Below are 17063 nucleotides of genomic sequence, written 5' to 3' on the forward strand. Positions count from 1 at the left end.
AGCGTGGACGCCGCCGATTCCAGCTGCACGGCCGAGGCCGACACGTTGGAGACGATGGCGCCGACCGCGCTCTCGAAATCATCGGCAAAGCGGATCAGCTCGGAGCGGCGGGCAGCGCTCGCCTCCCTGTTCTGGGCTTCGCTGGCGGCGGCATCGCGCTCGGCTTTTGCCACGGCCTGGACCTTGAACTCCTCGACCGCGCCGGCCATCTCGCCGATCTCGTCCTTGCGGCCGAGACCGGGCAGCACGACGTCGAAATTGCCCGAGGCCAGCTCGCGCATCGCCTTGCACATCGCGATCATCGGACGCGAGATGCCGGTGCCAAGCAGGAAGGCGAGGACCGCACCAAGCAGCGTACCGCCAATGGCCAGCATCAGCACCAATTGCTCGGTCTGCCCGATTGTCGCTTCAGACTCCGTGTCCAGCCGCTGCTGTTCGGCGACGAGGTCCGCCTTCATGGCGGTCGCGCCTTGCTGGATCGCACCAGCCGAGCCGCTCATCTCGGTGACGAGTTCGTCGACCATCTTGGCGTTGGCGATCAGCTTCTCCAACGCCTCGCGATAGGCGCCGAGGATGGTCTTGGCCTCCTTCAGGCCGGCGACGATCTTGTCGTCCATGGAATAGACCGCGCCGAGCGAGTTCTCGACGAATTTCAGCCGCGCCAGCGCGCTGGTCGCGATGACCTGATCGGACGTCAGCACGAAATTGGTGGCTGCAGCACTCGCGGTTTGGAACTGAGCGTTGACCTGCTTGGTGCCGAACTCGATCGCCTGCGCCTCGGAATCGGAAGCGTTGTTGCCGAGGTCGTCGAGCTTGTACTTCAGGAGATTGGCTTGGCGCTGCAGCTGGTTCTGCACCAGCAACGTGCTGTCACGCTTGGCCTGCAGAACCTTGCCGAAGGTTGCGGAGAAATTCGCGAACTCCTTGGCGAGCTTGTCGAGACTCTCCTTCCGCGCCGGGGTCTTGGCGCTCTTGACGGCCCGGTCGATGGCATTCTTCAGGCTGGCCTCGGCCTCGAGCGCCGCCTTGGCGTCATCTTCCTTGCCGGTCACGACGAAATATTTGACGGCCGAACAGTAGCCGAGCAGCTCGCGGTCGATGTTGCGGGCGAGGTCCGCCTCCGACACGCTGCTACGGTAGGACCCGACCCCGGCGGAGACTCGCTCGAAGCCGAAATAGGAGAAGGCCATGCTGCCGGCGGAGATCGCCAGCACGACCGCAAAGCCCAGGATGATCTTGGCGCGGAACCTCAGGGTGGGAAATATTGTGCGCTTTGACGGCGACGCGATACGCCCGGACATTCCCACCCCCATTATTCATTCCAAACAGCCGCGATCCGAAGGCGCCCCGCCTCCCCGACCGCATGCGCAAAACTAAGGCAGAATCGTCAAGGGGCGGTAAATTCCTCCGGACCGCTATCCCGGGCTGCGCAAGCACCAGACCGGCAATTTCCAGTCCGGGCCGGAGACCGCGCGATGTTGCGGGTAGACTGGAAAAGCCCTAGTGTTTTCGGCACTTGGCGGCAGATCTTGGCGACAGACCAAGCCGGTCCTTGAGGAGAGAAACGAAGTGGGGCAGGCCGATCTTCGGTTTGGCGGTTCGTCCGGCGTTGCGGTCGCGAAATCGAAGGCTCCGACCGTCGACGAGGCCGTTGCCGAGCTGGTCGCCCAGCTTCCGTCGGACGAGCTGGCCCTGGTCCTGGTCTTCCTCTCCCCCTGCTACGATCCTCATCGGTTCATCGCCGAGATCACGAGACACTTTGCGGACACGCCGGTCTGCGGCTGCACGACGGCCGGCGAGCTGGCGCCGGACGGCTGGGACGAGAACAGCGTTGTCGCGATGACGTTCAGCCAGGCCGACTTCAACGCCGTGGTCCGGCCGATCCTGAATCTCGCCAATTTCCACGTCGAGGACGGCCGCCGGATCGGCAGCGAGCTTCGCCACGAGTTGCTGCGGACGACCTCGGAGGTCGGCGGCGGCAACCCGTTCGGCCTGGTGCTGATCGACGGCATGTGCCGCCGCGAGGAGGCTGTGATGTCCGCCCTCTATGCCTCGCTCGACAATATCCCGATCGTCGGCGGGTCGGCCGGCGACGGCCTGCGCTTCGAAAGGACCTGGGTGTTCTTCGACGGCAGGGCCCACACCGACGCGGCTCTCCTCATTCTCCTCAACACGTCGCTGCCGTTCCGCGTGTTCAAATGCGACAATTTCGAGCCCACCACACAGAAGATGGTGGTCACCGAGGCCGATATCGAGCAGCGCGTCGTCAAGGAATTGAACGCCGAGCCTGCCGCCGCGGAATATTCCCGCGCCGTCGGAATCATCGACGCCAAGCTCGACCCGTTCTCCTTCGCCTCCCATCCGGTGCTGGTCCGGGTCGGCGGGTCCTATTATGCGCGGTCGATCCAGCGCGTCGATCCCGACGGCTCGCTGCGCTTCTTCTGTGCGATCGATGAGGGCATGGTGCTGACGACGGCAACCTCGTGCAGCCTGGTCGGAGCCACCCGCGACGCCTTCGCGGAAACCCGCGACCAGATCGGTGACGTCTCTCTCTATATTGGCTTCGAATGCCTGCTGCGCCGGCTGGATGCCGAGCAGCACCAGCTCTCACGCGAAATGTCCGAGCTGTACCGGCAGAACCGCGTCGTCGGTTTCCATACCTACGGCGAACAGTTCGGCTCGATGCACGTGAACCAGACCTTCACCGGCGTCGCCATCGGCAGGCGGCCGACGTAACGGAGCCAATGTGGCAGAGACCTGGCAGGATGCCGAAACGATCGAGCAGCTCCGGCGGGAGTCCGTCAAGCTGAAGAAGATCAATGCGGCGCTGATGTCCCGCGTCGAGCGGTCGATGGATCAGCAGCTCAATGCGTTCTCGCTGTTCGAAACGGCAATTGCGCTCGACCATCAGATTCGCGACCGGACCCATCAGTTGCGGGATGCTCTGCGTTCGGTCGAACGGGCCAATGAAGGCCTGTACCGCGCCAAGCAGCAGGCGGAGGCTGCAAGCTCGCTGAAATCATCCGTGCTGATTTCGGTCACCCACGATCTCCTCCAGCCGCTGAACGCGGCGCGCCTGACCCTGTCGGCACTCACCGAGATGATGGAGTCGCAGGAAGCGGGCCTGCTCATCGACCAGGTCGACCGGTCCCTGGTCACGCTGGAAGACCTGCTGCGCTCGCTTCTAGAGATCGCGAAGCTCGATGCGGGCGCGCTCCGGCCCGACGTGCGGCCGATCGCGCTTAAGCCGCTGCTCGACCAGCTCCGCGACGAGTTCGAGCCGATCGCCTGGAGGCAGGGACTGTCCCTGCGCATCCGCACCTCGCCGCTTGCGGTCCTGTCCGACCCGCTGATGCTCCGGAGGATCCTGCAAAACCTTCTCGCGAATGCGATCCGCTATACCCGCAGCGGCGGCGTCATCCTGGGATGCAGGCGGCGTGGCGATCGCATCGCGATCCAGGTCTCCGATACCGGACCCGGAATTGCGCAAGCGCAGCAGGAGGCGATCTTCCGGGAGTTCCAGCGCGGCGATGCGAGCGCGACCGACCAGGCCGGCTTCGGTCTCGGACTTTCGATCGTGCGCCGCTTCGCGACGGCGCTCGGGCACGAGGTGCGGCTGTCGTCGCATGTCGGCCGGGGATCGACCTTTGTGCTCGACCTGGAGCCGGCCGATCGCGCCGATGTCAGCGACGATCTCCAGGAAATGAAGCCCGCCGATCTGCACTATGGCGCTCTGGGAGGGGCCAAGATCCTGCTCATCGAGAACGACGCCTCGGGCGCGGAGGCGCTGGCCGCCTTGCTGGAGGGATGGGGCTGCGATGTCGCGACCACGAGATCCGCCGCGGACGCCGCCCAGCGTTTGAGTGAGCTAGGCGGCTCGCCGGACGCCATCATCGCCGATCTCCATCTCGATCACGGCGAAAGCGGATTGTCGGCCGTCGAGGAAATCCGGCGCCAGTTGAACTCGGACGTGCCGGCGATGATCATCACCGCGGATTATTCCGAAAAGGCTGCGGCGGAAGCCAGCCGCTATGGGCTGGAAGTGCTGAAGAAGCCGATCAGGCCGGCGGAAATGCGCGCACTGCTGTCGTTCCTGCTGAGCTAGTTCATCACCCCGCGCCGCATCGACGGCGATAGAGGCTGCATCATGCGGGCGGATCGGTCCGGGCGCGGTCGCGCTTCGCGGCAGCTCCGGAGCCCGCCAGCGTGGCAAAATCGATCTTCGACATTTCGACGATCGCCTTGGTGCGGCTCAGCACGTTCAGCTTGCGCAGGATATCCGAGACGTGAACCTTCACGGTGGTCTCGGAAATCTTCAGCTCAAAGGCGATCTGCTTGTTCTGCAGGCCGCGCTTGAGCATTTCAAGGACGCGCAATTGCTGCGGCGTCAGATCGTGAAGGCGCTTCAGGAGATCCTGGGCCGCGATCGGCGAGCGCTGCGGGCGGGCCAATGCGCGAAAAGCGGCCGGCAGACACACCGCGCCGCGCACGACTTCGCTGATCGAATGCGCCAGCTCCTGCTTGGACGAGGATTTGAGGATGTAGCCGGATACGCCGAGCGACAATGCGCCCGAGATGATCTGGGCGTCCTGGTGCCCCGACACGATGACGACGGGAATGCGGGGAAACGCCTTGCGGATGCGGATGATGCCGGACAGTCCGGTCGTCCCGGGTATCGACAGGTCGAGGAGAATGAGGTCGACATCGGGTCTCGACGCCAACAATTCGAGCGCACCGTCGATCGAGGTGGCCTGAAGCATATCGGCATCCGGCGTCGCCATTTGCAGCGCCCCTTCGAGCGCCTCGCGAAACAGCGGATGATCCTCGACAATCAGAAACCGCATCAGATTTGGGCCGTTCCCAGCTCGTCACCGAAGTCAGCGATCAGACCGGCGAGCATGCCGTCGCCGGAGCAACCCGGCTTGATCCAGATCAAGTCGGACCAGCAGCTCATTGCGGCCTCCCGCGATCGGTCCTTAGCTGGGGCCGCTGCCGCGGATCCGGCAGATCGACCTTACCGATCTCGACGATCGCCTTGTTGCGGCTGAACAGTCCGAGCTTGCGCAGGATCTCGGTGATGTGCGCCTTCACGGTCGATTCGGCGAGTTGAAGCTCCTGCGCGATCTGCCGATTCGGATAGCCGCGACGAAGCAGATCGAGCACGCGAAGCTGCTGCGGCGTCAGTTCGCGGAGCTTGACCTTGAGTGCCTTGCTGCTGTCGGCCCGCTTCCGCTGCGGCTCTGCCACGAAATCCTTCGGCACGGACACCGATCCGCCGAGCACGCCTTCGATCGATTGCGCGAGCTCGCGCTTGGATGTGGATTTTGGCAGATAGCCGGCAGCACCCAGCGCCAGCGCCTCGCGGACCAAATGCTGATCCTCCTCGCTCGAGACGATGGCGACCGGCAGGCGCGGATAGGTCTCGCGCAGCCTGAGAAAGCCGGAGAAGCCGGTTGCGTCGGGAAGCGAAAGATCGAGCAGCGCCAGGTCGATCCCGCGTTCGACCGAAAGCACCCGCAAGGCGTCCTCGATCGACATCGCTTCCAGAATGCGGGCCTCCGGCAACGCCAGCCGCACGGCATTGCCGAGCGCCTCGCGAAACAGCGGGTGATCATCGATGATCAGGAAGCTGGTCATGGCACCTTCCCCGGGGTCCATCGCGCGGGCGCATCCATCGGACGTTGGTGCCGATAGATGCGAAACGGACCCTAGAACATCTCCCCGATGCCGTCCGGTCAAGACCATTCAGTCGTTCGATTCGACCTGAACCGTCAGCAGAAAGGCGTAGATGTTGTCGAACTGGCTGTCGGTGAAGACCTCTTTCCAGGACGGCATGCCCTTGGCCGGACGTCCCTCATGCACCGTGGTCAAGAATTTCTCTCGCATCTCGTCGCCGTAGCGGTGACGCAGCAGCCTCAGATCGATCTTCCGCTCGCTCTGGATCGCGTCGGGACCATGGCAATGCGCACAGGTACCGTTGAAGATCTCCTTGCCCTGACCGACAGCTTCGGCATTTGACGCCAGCGCGTCGCCCTTGGTCTCGGTCGCGACGACGTTGGCCACTAGCGCCACGCCGGTCCCGGCGCCGGTCGTCGTTCCCGCCGGTGTCTGCACGGCGCTGAGGCGGAGAGGCTGACCGGTCGGCAGGCCATACTTCACCTTGAGGTCGGCGATGGTCCGCTCGAGGTCCGGCAAGACCGCATCGATCTGGTCGCGCAGCTCTGTCGAGGCCTTCGCGAAGCCGATCGCCGCGTCCCACGACAAACCTTCGCCTTCGGTGAGCTGAACGCGATAGCGATCCTGGTAGACGGTCTTGTTCAGCCAGCCGGCCACGGGTCCCCAGATAAAGGCGACGTCGGCCTTGCCCCGATCGAGCGCCTGCATGCCTTCCTCGGGCGACAGCACCGTCACCTTCTGGATGTCGTCACGCATCGCCAGAAGGTTTTGCGGCGTGCTGGCGAACTGCACGGCGACCCGTTTGCCCCGGAGATCGTCGACCCCTGAGATCGTCCGGTCCTTTGCGGTCACGAGGGCATAGCCTTCACGCGCAACCGTGCTCGAGAAGATCACGGCCGGCCCCATGAAATCCTCGGAGCGCGGCAGGCCGATCATGGCGTCGCATTGCTTGCCGAGCAGTGTGACGCGGACAGTGCGCTTGCCGAAATACGATTTGTACCAGTCGTAGGCGATCGGCCGCCCGAGCGCCCGCGCCAGCGCCTGCCCGATCTCGACATAGAGGCCGGGTTGCGAGGGGCTGTTGCTCGAGAACGGAAGATTGGTCGGATCGGCACAGAGCCGGAACGGCTGCACTTCGTTCGCGCGGCTCGGGGCGGCTGGCACGATGAGCGCGGAGCCGGCAACACATGCGAGCAAAGCTGCGATGGCGCGACGTCTGCTGTGGCCAAGGCCAGAACGATTTGGACGCATCCTCACCTCCCGTGGTTGGGCATCGTTGGCGTGACGTTGGGACAAGGCCTGGCCTCGGCCGCAACGACGCGATCACATTTTGGGAAAAGAGCGCGTGTATCCCGTCACTCGGGGATACACGCGCCAGTAGTCACTGGACGGAGAACACGAAGAGCGAGCCGCCCTCGGGAGCTGCAGCCGTCATCTTCTTGCCAACCTCGCCCAGGAACGCGGGCAGCGCTGCCGTGCGGCCGACGACGATGGCGACGTATTGCTTGCCGTCGACCATGTAGGTCACAGGGCCCGCGCCGATGCCGGAGCCGAGATTCTTGCTCCAGAGCATTTTGCCGGATTTCGCATCGATGGCACGGAAATCGCCATGGATGTTGCCGGCGAACACCAGGCCGCCGCCAGTGGTCAGCGTCCCGCCATTGAAGGGCAGGTCTTCCTTGATGGACCAGACCTTCTTCTGGTTGACGGGATCCCAGGCCACGAGCTCGCCGAGGAAGCCACCGGGGCCTTCCTTGGTCGGGAATTCGGCTCCGAGATAGAACACGCCGCGCTTGTAGGCGACGTCGCTGACCGACCAATCCATGCAGACATTGTTGGAGGGAATGTAGACGAGGCCGGTCTGCGGGTTGAACGACATCGGTTGCCAGTTCTTGCCGCCGATCAAATTGGGGCAGATGTCCTTGGCGGGATGGCCGGGGCCCGGACGCTTGTCGGGATCCTCGACCGCGCGCATGGTGGCGAGATCGAATTTCTGCGCCCAGTTCGAGAAGACATACTTCTCCGCCGAGAGAACCTTGCCGGTCTCGCGGTTGGCGACGAAGAAGAATCCGTTGCGATCCGCCTTCATCAGCGCCGGAACGTTGCTGCCGCCGATGTTGAGGTCGGCGAGCACGGCTTCGTTCACGCCGTCATAATCCCAGGCGTCGGCAGGTGTGGTCTGGATATGCCATTTGATCTTGCCGGTGTTCGGGTCGAGCGCCAGCGTCGAGGCCGTGTAGAGATTGGTCAGCTTGCCGAAATCGCCGTTGCCGGTCGAGCGCACGGCAGTGTTCCACGGCCCGGGATTGCTGGTGCCCCAATACACGGTATCGGTCTTGGGATCATAAGAGCCGACCAGCCAGGCCGCGCCGCCGCCATGCTGCGCGGAATCGCCCTTCCAGGTATCGCCGCCGGGCTCCTCCGGCGTCGGAACGGTATAGGTCTGCCAGGCGAGCTTGCCGGTGTTGATGTCGAAGGCCTGAAGCGCGCCGCGCACGCCGTACTCGCCACCGCCGAAGCCGGTGATGACCTTGTCGCGCACGACCAGCGGCGGCGAGGTGATGACCGAGCCCTGCTTGTAATCGACCACCTTCGCCGTCCACAGCGCCTTGCCCGTCGCGGCGTCGAGCGCGGTCAACTTGCCGTCGAGCCGGCCGACGAAGATCTTGCCGTCGGCGTAGGAGACACCGCGATTGTTCACGTCGCAGCAGGCGTATTGCAGCACGTCGTCCGGAATCTCCGGCTCGTAGGTCCACTTTCGCGCGCCGGTCGCAGCGTCGAGCGCATAGACGTATTTCGGTCCCCATGATGTCGAGACGTACAACGTGTTGCCGATGACGATCGGCGAGGATTCGTTCGAGCGCAGCGATGCAAGCGAGAACGAATAGGCAAGCGACAGCTTGCCGGCGTTCTCGGCGTTGATCTGGTTGAGCGGGCTGAATCGCGTGTTGGCGTAGTCGTGGCCCGCGACCGCCCATTGATTGGAATCGGATTGCGCTTTGAGCAGTGAATCGTTGGCGCGAACGCCAACCGTGCCGGCGCCCAGCATCGCGATCATCGAAATGCCGGCCAAGAAGCCCCTCGTTCCAAAGGTCATTTATTCCCTCCGTGATGTTGCTTTGCGCGCCACGTTGAGCGCCGATGCGCTTTTGCGCTTTTCGATACGCAGTTCGACTGCGAACCATCACGGAAATTACAGCATCGCCTTTTCGCGCTTAGTATAGGCGGAAGGTAGTAGTGCAAATCGTTGTCAGGCTTGGCCACTCATCTCGTTGTCGGCACTCGTTTCTTGTCGCTTGTTGGCAGCTCCAAACCAGCGATCGGATTGCGGCAACATCGTGTGGCCATCCGCGCGTTCCGTCGAAAGTCGGCATCAGCGACGACCGCAAATCACGACGACGGCTCAACCGCGGCGAGGGCTGCTGAGCGGTTACAATATCCGTCAATGTCGCTGTATCGTTGCAGCTCGCTTTGACCGGCCCGCATTCAGGCACGAGGGTGATGCTCGGCGGCGAAACCATCTCGAGAGATTGGTTGTCTTCTTCGCGTCCATCGATCGCCAGGGATCAGGGCGGACTTGGGCAGGCCGCCTCCCGGCAGGCCGGCCAAGCCGGTCCGGCTCGTCATGGCGGATAAACATTCCAATAAAATCAATGACTTATCGTGAAAAACCCTACTACCAAGATCGCGATTACAAAGTTGCCCGGCCGTGCTCCTATTTGCGGAGCGACGACAGGAGTCGTCCCAAGGGAGAGACAATCGGCGGCGCCAGGACCGACATCCACGGGGCGAGCAGCCTTCGCGCGATGGCAGAGCAGGACGCCGCGGAAGACGCGAGAGACCATCTTCTTGCAAGTTTCAGACAGGTCGCGCCATGCACTGGCGGCGACACGGATCGGTGTTGTCTGATCGCGGCGCCTCGACGACCGTTTCGTGACACCCGGCGACCCAAAATCCCAGTTGCAAAGTTTCATCGCGCTGTTTCTAATTGGAATAACTACAAACATTCTGGGAGGACGACACCGTGTCTACAGTCAAACTGACAGTGAACGGCAAGGCCGTTGCTGTCGACGTCGAGGACCGCACGCTGCTGGTCCAACTGCTGCGCGATCATCTCAATCTCACGGGGACCCATGTCGGCTGCGACACCAGCCAGTGCGGCGCCTGTGTCGTGCACATGGACGGCCGAGCGGTGAAATCCTGCACCATGCTGGCGGGCCAGGCCGACGGCGCCAGCATCACCACCATCGAAGGCATCGCCAAGGGCGACGAGCTGCACCCGATGCAGGCCGCCTTCCGCGACAATCATGGCCTGCAATGCGGCTATTGCACGCCGGGCATGATCATGTCGGCGATCGACATCGTGCACCGCCATGGTGGTCAGCTCGACGAAGCCACCGTCCGCACCGAGCTCGAAGGCAATATCTGCCGCTGCACCGGCTACCACAACATCGTCAAAGCCGTGCTGGATGCAGCCGGGCGCATGAAGGTCTCGCAGGCGGCCGAGTAAAGCGGCGCGCCTCGAAAAGAACCACGGCTGCAGCTTTCGAGGGAAAGCGCGGTCAAAGAAATTTCCGGTCGGGAGGACCAGACATGGGTGTTGAAGGTATCGGCGCGCGCGTCGTGCGCAAGGAAGACAAGCGTTTCATCACCGGCAAGGGCCGGTACGTGGACGACATCAAATTGGTGGGCATGACCCATGCCCATTTCATCCGCAGCCCGCACGCCCACGCCAAGGTGAAGGGGATAGATTCCTCCGCCGCGCTGAAGATGCCTGGCGTGGTCGCCGTGCTCACGGGCCGAGAGATTGTCGACGACAAGGTCGGCAATCTCATTTGCGGCTGGGCCATCACCTCCAAGGACGGCAGCCCGATGAAGATGGGCGCATGGCCGGCGATGGCGCCGGAGACGGTGCGCTTCGTCGGGCAGGCCGTCGCGGTCGTGATCGCCGAAAGCAAGAATCTGGCGCGCGATGCGGCCGAGGCCGTCGTCGTTGATTACGAGGAACTTCCCGCAGTCGCCGACGTCCAGGCCGCGATCAAGTCTGGCGCGCCGCAGCTTCACCCCGAAGCTCCCGGCAACCAGGTCTATGACTGGGTGATCGGCGACGAGGGCGCCACCGATGCCGCCTTCGCCAAGGCCGCCAATGTGGTCAAGCTCGACGTCACCAACAACCGCCTCGCCCCGAACGCGATGGAGCCGCGCGCGGCGATCGCCGATTACGACGCGGCGGAAGAGCATTTCACGCTCTATACGACCTCGCAGAACCCGCACGTCGCCCGCCTCGTGCTCTCGGCGTTCTACAACATCGCCCCCGAGCACAAGCTGCGCGTGATCGCTCCTGATGTCGGCGGCGGCTTCGGCTCCAAGATCTTCATCTATCCCGAAGAGATGGTGGCGCTGTGGGCCTCCAAGAAGGTCGGCCGTCCCGTGAAGTGGACCGGCGACCGCACCGAGGCCTTCCTCACCGACGCGCACGGCCGCGACCATGTGACCCATGCCGAGATGGCGTTCGACGCCAACAACAAGATCACCGGTTTCAAGGTGAAGACCTACGCCAATTTCGGCGCCTACATGTCGCTGTTCTCGTCCTCGGTGCCGACCTATCTCTACGCGACGCTACTGTCGGGCCAGTACAACATCCCGGCGATCCATGCCGAGGTGATCGGGGTCTACACCAACACCACGCCGGTCGACGCCTATCGCGGCGCGGGCCGCCCCGAGGCGAGCTATCTGATCGAGCGGCTGATGGAAACGGCGGCGCGGCAGCTCAAGGTCGATCCGGCCGAGCTGCGCCGGACCAACTTCATCACCCAGTTCCCGCACCAGACGCCCGTCATCATGGCCTACGACACCGGCGACTTTAACGCCTCGCTCGATGCCGCCATGAAGGCGATCGACTATGCCGGCTTCGCCGCGCGCAAGGCGCAAGCCAAGTCGCAAGGCAAGCTGCGCGGCATCGGCGTGTCCTGCTACATCGAGGCCTGCGGCATCGCGCCGTCGAAGGCGGTCGGCAGCCTCGGCGCCGGCGTCGGCCTGTGGGAATCGGCCGAGGTGCGCGTCAACCCGGTCGGCACCATCGAGATCCTGACGGGATCGCACAGCCACGGCCAGGGCCACGAGACGACGTTCTGCCAGCTCGTCGCGGATCGCCTCGGCGTTCCCATCAGCCAGGTCTCGATCGTCCATGGCGACACCGACAAGGTGCAGTTCGGCATGGGCACCTACGGCTCGCGCTCGGCGGCCGTCGGCCTCACCGCGATCCTGAAGGCCATGGAGAAGATGGAGTCCAAGGCCAAGAAGATCGCCGCGCACGCGCTGGAAGCGTCCGAAGCGGACATCGTCATCGAGAACGGCGAGTTCAAGGTGACCGGCACCGACAAGGCGATTGCCCTGCCGATGGTCGCGCTCGCGGCCTACACCGCGCACAATCTGCCTGACGGGATGGAGCCGGGTCTGAAGGAGAGCGCCTTCTACGATCCGACCAACTTCACCTTCCCGGCCGGCACCTATATCTGCGAGCTCGAGGTCGATCCCGGCACCGGCAAGACGTCCTTCGTCAACTTCGTCGCGGCCGACGATTTCGGCCGGCTGATCAACCCGATGATCGTCGAGGGCCAGGTCCATGGCGGCCTTGTTCAAGGCATCGGGCAGGCGCTGCTCGAGCACGCGATCTACGACGCCAACGGCCAGCCGGTCACGGCCTCGTTCATGGATTACGCCATGCCGCGCGCCGACGACGTGCCCTCCTTCAACCTCTCCCACACCACGACCCTTTGCCCGGGCAATCCCCTGGGCATCAAGGGCTGCGGTGAGGCCGGCGCGATCGGCGCCTCTGCGGCCGTGATCAACGCGATCACGGATGCGATCGGCAAGAACAATCTGGAAATGCCCGCAACCCCTGATCGGGTGTGGCGCACGATCAACGCGGCTTAAGAGGGAGGAACGAAGATGTACCAGACCACCTATCATCGCGCTTCCTCGGTCGACGAGGCTGCAAGCCTGTTCGCCAAGGGCAGCGAGTCCAAGTTCCTTGCCGGCGGCCAGACGCTGCTGCCTGTGATGAAGCAGCGCCTCGCAAGCCCGTCCGACGTGATCGACCTCGGGAAGATCAAGGAGCTGCAGGGCGTCGAATTGTCGGGCGACACGCTGACCATCAAGGCCGCCACGATCTATTACGACATCATGACCAATGCCGATGTGAAGAAGGCGATTCCTGCGATCGCCTATCTCACCTCGGTGCTCGGCGACCCCGCCGTGCGTTACCGCGGTACGATCGGCGGCTCGATCGCCAACAACGATCCCGCCGCGGATTTCCCCGCCGCACTGCTCGCACTCGGCGCCACCGTGAAGACCAACAAGCGGTCGATCTCGGCCGAGGACTTCTTCCAGGGCCTGTTCACCACGGCGCTCGAAGACGGCGAGATCATCACCGCCGTGTCGTTCCCGGTGCCGGCGAAAGCAGGCTACGAGAAGATGCGGCATCCGGCCTCGCGCTTTGCGCTGACCGGCGTGTTCGTCGCGCAGACCAAATCGGGCGAGGTTCGCGTCGCCGCGACTGGTGCCTCGCAATCCGGTGTGATGCGGGTGCCTGCGATTGAAGCCGCGCTGAAGGCGAACTGGTCGCCGTCGGCGATCGATGGCGTCAGCATTTCGGCGAGCGGATTGCTGGCTGACATCCACGGCACTGCCGAGTACCGCGCCAACCTCGTCAAGGTGATGGCGCAGCGCGCGGTGGCCGCGGCGCGCTGATAGCGCCTCGACACAAATTTTCCGCGGCGCGCACTTCGGTGCGCGCCGTTTTATTTTGGCGGTGCGGCATCAAAAGCGCTTGCCTCGCTGGCATGAAGGCGAGAAAAGTTAATCAGCCGATTAACTCGCTCCAAGAATAATGTCAGCGGCGATGCCGAACCATCGGCATCCGCCCGCGACCCGAGGAAACAACAACGTGCTCGACAAATCAGCGCCCACCTCGACCGTCCGCGCCTCCGGCCCGCTCTCGGGCTTCCGCATCGTCGAATTCGCCGGCATCGGCCCTGGCCCGTTCGCCTGCATGATGCTGGCGGACATGGGCGCCGACGTCGTCACGCTCGACCGGGTCGGCGCGAAGAAGAGCATGAAGTCGGTGGCGGGACGCGGCCGCAAGGTAATCGAGCTCGACCTGAAGGACAAGGCGGCGATCGCAGAGGTGCTCGACCTGCTTGCCAGCGCCGATGCGCTGGTCGAGGGCTTTCGGCCCGGCGTGATGGAGCGGCTCGGGCTCGGGCCGGACGTCGTGCTCGCTCGCAATCCCAAACTGGTCTATGGCCGCATGACCGGCTGGGGCCAGGAAGGCCCGCTCGCCAACGCGGCCGGCCACGACATCAATTACATCTCCATCACCGGCGCGCTGGCCGCCATCGGCACGAAGGAAGCACCGGTGCCGCCGCTCAATCTGGTCGGCGATTTCGGCGGCGGCGCGCTCTATCTCGTCGTCGGCGTGCTCGCAGCCCTGCTGGAAGCGCAGCGATCCGGCAAGGGCCAGGTCGTCGATGCCGCGATGTGCGACGGGGCGGCCTCGCTGATGTCGTTCTTCTTCGACATGACCACGCTCGGCCGCTGGACCGAAGGGCGCAACCAGAACTTCCTCGACGGCGGCGCGCACTTCTACGGCGCCTATGAATGTGCCTGCGGGCACTTCGTCTCGATCGGCTCGATCGAGCCGCAGTTCTACGCGCTGCTGCGCGAGCATGCGGGCCTGACGGATGCCGATTTCGACGCGCAGATGAACCCCAAGGCCTGGCCGGCGCTGAAGGAGAAGCTGAAGGCCGTGTTCAAGAGCAAGACGCGCGAGGACTGGTGCAAGATCATGGAAGGCACCGACATCTGCTTCGCGCCGGTGCTGACCATGTCGGAAGCAACCCAGCATCCGCACATGGTCGCCCGCAACGTGTTCGTCGAGCGCCACGGCGTGAAGCAGCCCGCCCCGGCGCCGCGCTTCTCGCGGACACCGTCGGCGGTGCGTGAGCCGGAGCCGGCGGAAATCGGCGCGGTGATGCAGGCGTGGAAGAGGTAAGTCTCACCCGGACAAAGGTCGCGTAGGGTGGACAAAGGCGCGGAGCGCCGTGCCCACGTCTTCGCATCAACTGGGCGGGACGTGGGCACGCTTCGCTTTGCCCACCCTACGGCACCGTGCGTGAGGCTAGAACCTACGCCGCATCCACCTTCAACACCCCGCGCCGGATCTGATCCTCCTCGATCGATTCGAACAGAGCCTTGAAATTGCCCTCGCCGAACCCGTCGTCGCCCTTGCGCTGGATGAACTCGAAGAAGATCGGGCCGATCGCGTTGGCCGAGAAGATTTGGAGCAGCACCTTGGTCTGGCCGCCCTCGACCACGCCCTCGCCGTCGATCAGGATGCCGTTCTTCTGGAGACGCGCGAGATCCTCGCCATGCTTGGGCAGACGCGCGTCGATCCGCTCGAAATAAGTCTCGGGCGGCGGCGGCATGAACGGCAGACCGGCGTCGCGCAGGTCTTCGATGGTGCGGTAGATATCGCGGCAGCCGCAGGCGATATGCTGGATGCCCTCGCCGCGATAGGTCTTCAGATATTCCTCGATCTGGCCGGAATCGCCGGCATCCTCGTTGATCGGAATCCGGATCTTGCCATCCGGGCTGGTCAGCGCGCGGGAGAACAGTCCGGAGGCGCGGCCCTCGATGTCGAAGAAGCGGATCTGGCGAAAGTTGAAGAGCTTCTCATAGAAGCCGGCCCAGACATCCATGCGGCCGCGGTGGACGTTGTGGGTGAGATGGTCGAGATAGAACAGGCCAGCGCCGGCAGGCCGCGGATCGCGTGCGCCGAGCCATTCGAACTCGGCATCATAGGCCGAACCTTTGGCACCGTAGCGGTCGACCAGATAGAGCAGGCTGCCGCCGATGCCCTTGATCGCGGGCACATCGAGCGTCTTCTGCGCCGATGACACATCGGCAGGCTCCGCACCGAGCGAAATCGCACGGTCATAGGCCGCCTTCGCATCGACGACGCGGAACGCCATCGAGGGGGCGCAGGGCCCGTGCGTGGCAACGAACTCGTAACCGTGGCTGCCGGGCTCCTCGTTGACGAGATAGTTGATGTCGCCCTGGCGGTAGACCGTGATCTTCTTGGTCTTGTGGCGCGCGACGGGCGCATAGCCCATCAGCTTGAACAGCGCATGCAGCTCTTCTGGATTGGGATGCGCATATTCGACGAATTCGAACCCGTCGGTGCCCATCGGATTGTCGGCGCTAACAGTGGCCGGCGGTGCATCGTGCGGAAACGGTCCCATAGACGGCTCTCCCAAATTGCTGCTGGGAGGAATTATCCTTCATGGAGCCCGCAATGAGCGTGCAAACGGGACGGTCTTTGGGTATCATATGCACGATCCGTGCATGAAATGGACAAACAACGCATGATTTCGGTTGACGCCTTCGACCTGAGGATCCTGGGCGCGCTCCAGGACGATGGCCGCCTCACCAACCAGGAGCTCGCCGACCTCGCGGGGCTTTCGGCCTCGCAATGCTCGCGCCGGCGGATGCGGCTGGAGGAGGAGAAGGTGATCGCGGGCTATCACGCCGATCTCTCCAGCGAGGCACTCGGCTTCGGCGTGGTCGCCTTCATCCAGGTGACGCTCGCGACTCACTCGCCGGATAACTCGAAGCGGTTTCGCGCATTGGTTGGCCGTATCGACGAGATTCAGGAGGCCTATTCGCTCACCGGTGACGCCGACTACGTGCTGAAGGCGGTGCTGCGCGATCTCAAAGGGCTCTCCAACCTCGTCAACGACGTCTTGATGCCGCATCAGAGCGTGGCGCATGTGCGCTCTTCCATCGTGCTCGACAGGCTGAAGGAGAGCTCGCGATTGCCGCTCAGGGAGATCAAGGCCGGCTGAAATCGAGGGAACTACGTCATTCGCGCTTCCCGCGCGATCTGCGATGATCCCGGCCAATCCGGAGATTCAGCCATGGCCCTCCAGCTTCGACCGAACTGCGAATATTGCGACCGCGACCTGCCGCCCGATGCAATTGATGCGCGGATCTGCTCCTACGAATGCACGTTCTGTGCGGATTGCGTCGAGACGAAACTCTCCAACGTCTGCCCGAACTGCGGCGGCGGTTTTGCGCCGCGCCCGATCAGGCCGACGCAGGAATGGCGGCCGGGCGTGTGCACGAGCAAGCAGGTGCCGTCGGACAAGCGGGTGCATTTGAAATACAGCGTCGAGGACGTCGCGGCACATTGCGCGCGGATCCGGGACGTGCCGCCAGAGAAGCGGTAGATCTCGTAGGGTGGGCAAAGGCGCGTTAGCGCCGTGCCCACATCATCGATATGGTGGGCACGCTTCGCTTTGCCCACCCTACGAGACCGGAGCGCG

At 63.9% G+C, this 17063-nt stretch carries 14 protein-coding genes; 8 read left to right on the top strand and 6 right to left on the bottom strand.

All coding sequences use genetic code 11. The features are described 5' to 3' along the window. On the bottom strand, positions 1-1301 hold a 1301-nt coding region (locus A3AS_RS0131940), incomplete at its 3' end, for a HAMP domain-containing protein (RefSeq protein WP_157644441.1). Positions 1302-1569: 268 nt separating this feature from the next. On the opposite strand from A3AS_RS0131940, the gene A3AS_RS0131945 reads away from it, so the two are divergent. Next, a complete protein-coding gene (locus A3AS_RS0131945; protein ID WP_018321556.1) occupies positions 1570-2736 on the top strand; it encodes an FIST N-terminal domain-containing protein in 1167 nt (388 codons plus the stop codon). Positions 2737-2746: 10 nt separating this feature from the next. Continuing rightward, a complete protein-coding gene (locus A3AS_RS0131950) occupies positions 2747-4105 on the top strand; it encodes an ATP-binding protein (protein WP_018321557.1) in 1359 nt (452 codons plus the stop codon). 40 nt (positions 4106-4145) lie between these two features. Here A3AS_RS0131950 and A3AS_RS0131955 read toward each other — a convergent pair whose 3' ends face one another. The 4 genes from A3AS_RS0131955 to A3AS_RS0131975 all read right to left on the bottom strand — a co-directional run bounded on the left by A3AS_RS0131955 (position 4146) and on the right by A3AS_RS0131975 (position 8773). Further along, positions 4146-4844 (bottom strand): response regulator transcription factor, encoded by a 699-nt coding sequence (locus A3AS_RS0131955; RefSeq protein ID WP_018321558.1) that lies wholly within the window; start codon positions 4842-4844, stop codon positions 4146-4148. 106 nt (positions 4845-4950) lie between these two features. Further along, positions 4951-5637: a response regulator transcription factor gene (locus A3AS_RS0131965; protein WP_049815047.1), complete on the bottom strand. Its 687-nt coding sequence runs from the start codon at positions 5635-5637 to the stop codon at positions 4951-4953. A 108-nt stretch (positions 5638-5745) separates the two neighbouring features. Continuing rightward, positions 5746-6927 (bottom strand): c-type cytochrome, encoded by a 1182-nt coding sequence (locus A3AS_RS0131970; RefSeq protein WP_026202575.1) that lies wholly within the window; start codon positions 6925-6927, stop codon positions 5746-5748. 130 nt (positions 6928-7057) lie between these two features. Next, complete coding sequence (locus A3AS_RS0131975; protein WP_063707628.1) at positions 7058-8773, bottom strand: PQQ-dependent methanol/ethanol family dehydrogenase; 1716 nt, start codon at positions 8771-8773, stop codon at positions 7058-7060. Between the two features lie 927 nt (positions 8774-9700). Here A3AS_RS0131975 and A3AS_RS0131980 point away from each other — a divergent pair. The 4 genes from A3AS_RS0131980 (at position 9701) to A3AS_RS0131995 (ending at position 14731) form a co-directional block, all read left to right on the top strand. Then, complete coding sequence (locus A3AS_RS0131980; protein ID WP_018321562.1) at positions 9701-10186, top strand: (2Fe-2S)-binding protein; 486 nt, start codon at positions 9701-9703, stop codon at positions 10184-10186. Between the two features lie 83 nt (positions 10187-10269). Continuing rightward, on the top strand, positions 10270-12612 hold the full coding sequence (locus A3AS_RS0131985; RefSeq protein WP_018321563.1) for a xanthine dehydrogenase family protein molybdopterin-binding subunit: 2343 nt from the start codon (positions 10270-10272) through the stop codon (positions 12610-12612). A gap of 15 nt (positions 12613-12627) precedes the next feature. After that, on the top strand, positions 12628-13428 hold the full coding sequence (locus A3AS_RS0131990; protein WP_018321564.1) for a xanthine dehydrogenase family protein subunit M: 801 nt from the start codon (positions 12628-12630) through the stop codon (positions 13426-13428). Positions 13429-13624: 196 nt separating this feature from the next. Further along, positions 13625-14731, top strand: coding sequence for a CaiB/BaiF CoA-transferase family protein (locus A3AS_RS0131995; RefSeq protein WP_026202577.1), 1107 nt, complete (start codon positions 13625-13627; stop codon positions 14729-14731). A 133-nt stretch (positions 14732-14864) separates the two neighbouring features. Here A3AS_RS0131995 and hppD read toward each other — a convergent pair whose 3' ends face one another. After that, the gene (gene hppD / locus A3AS_RS0132000) at positions 14865-15980 is read right to left on the bottom strand and encodes a 4-hydroxyphenylpyruvate dioxygenase (protein WP_018321566.1); all 1116 of its coding nucleotides are present in this window, start codon (positions 15978-15980) and stop codon (positions 14865-14867) included. Between the two features lie 123 nt (positions 15981-16103). On the opposite strand from hppD, the gene A3AS_RS0132005 reads away from it, so the two are divergent. Together A3AS_RS0132005 and A3AS_RS0132010 are read left to right on the top strand one after the other, a co-directional pair. Continuing rightward, positions 16104-16583, top strand: a complete 480-nt coding sequence (locus A3AS_RS0132005) for an Lrp/AsnC family transcriptional regulator (protein ID WP_026202578.1) — start codon at positions 16104-16106, stop codon at positions 16581-16583. 72 nt (positions 16584-16655) lie between these two features. Then, the gene (locus tag A3AS_RS0132010) at positions 16656-16967 is read left to right on the top strand and encodes a DUF1272 domain-containing protein (protein WP_018321568.1); all 312 of its coding nucleotides are present in this window, start codon (positions 16656-16658) and stop codon (positions 16965-16967) included. Positions 16968-17063 lie beyond the last annotated feature (96 nt).

This window comes from Bradyrhizobium sp. WSM2793, from assembly GCF_000379585.1.
Classification (GTDB): Bacteria; Pseudomonadota; Alphaproteobacteria; order Rhizobiales; family Xanthobacteraceae; genus Bradyrhizobium.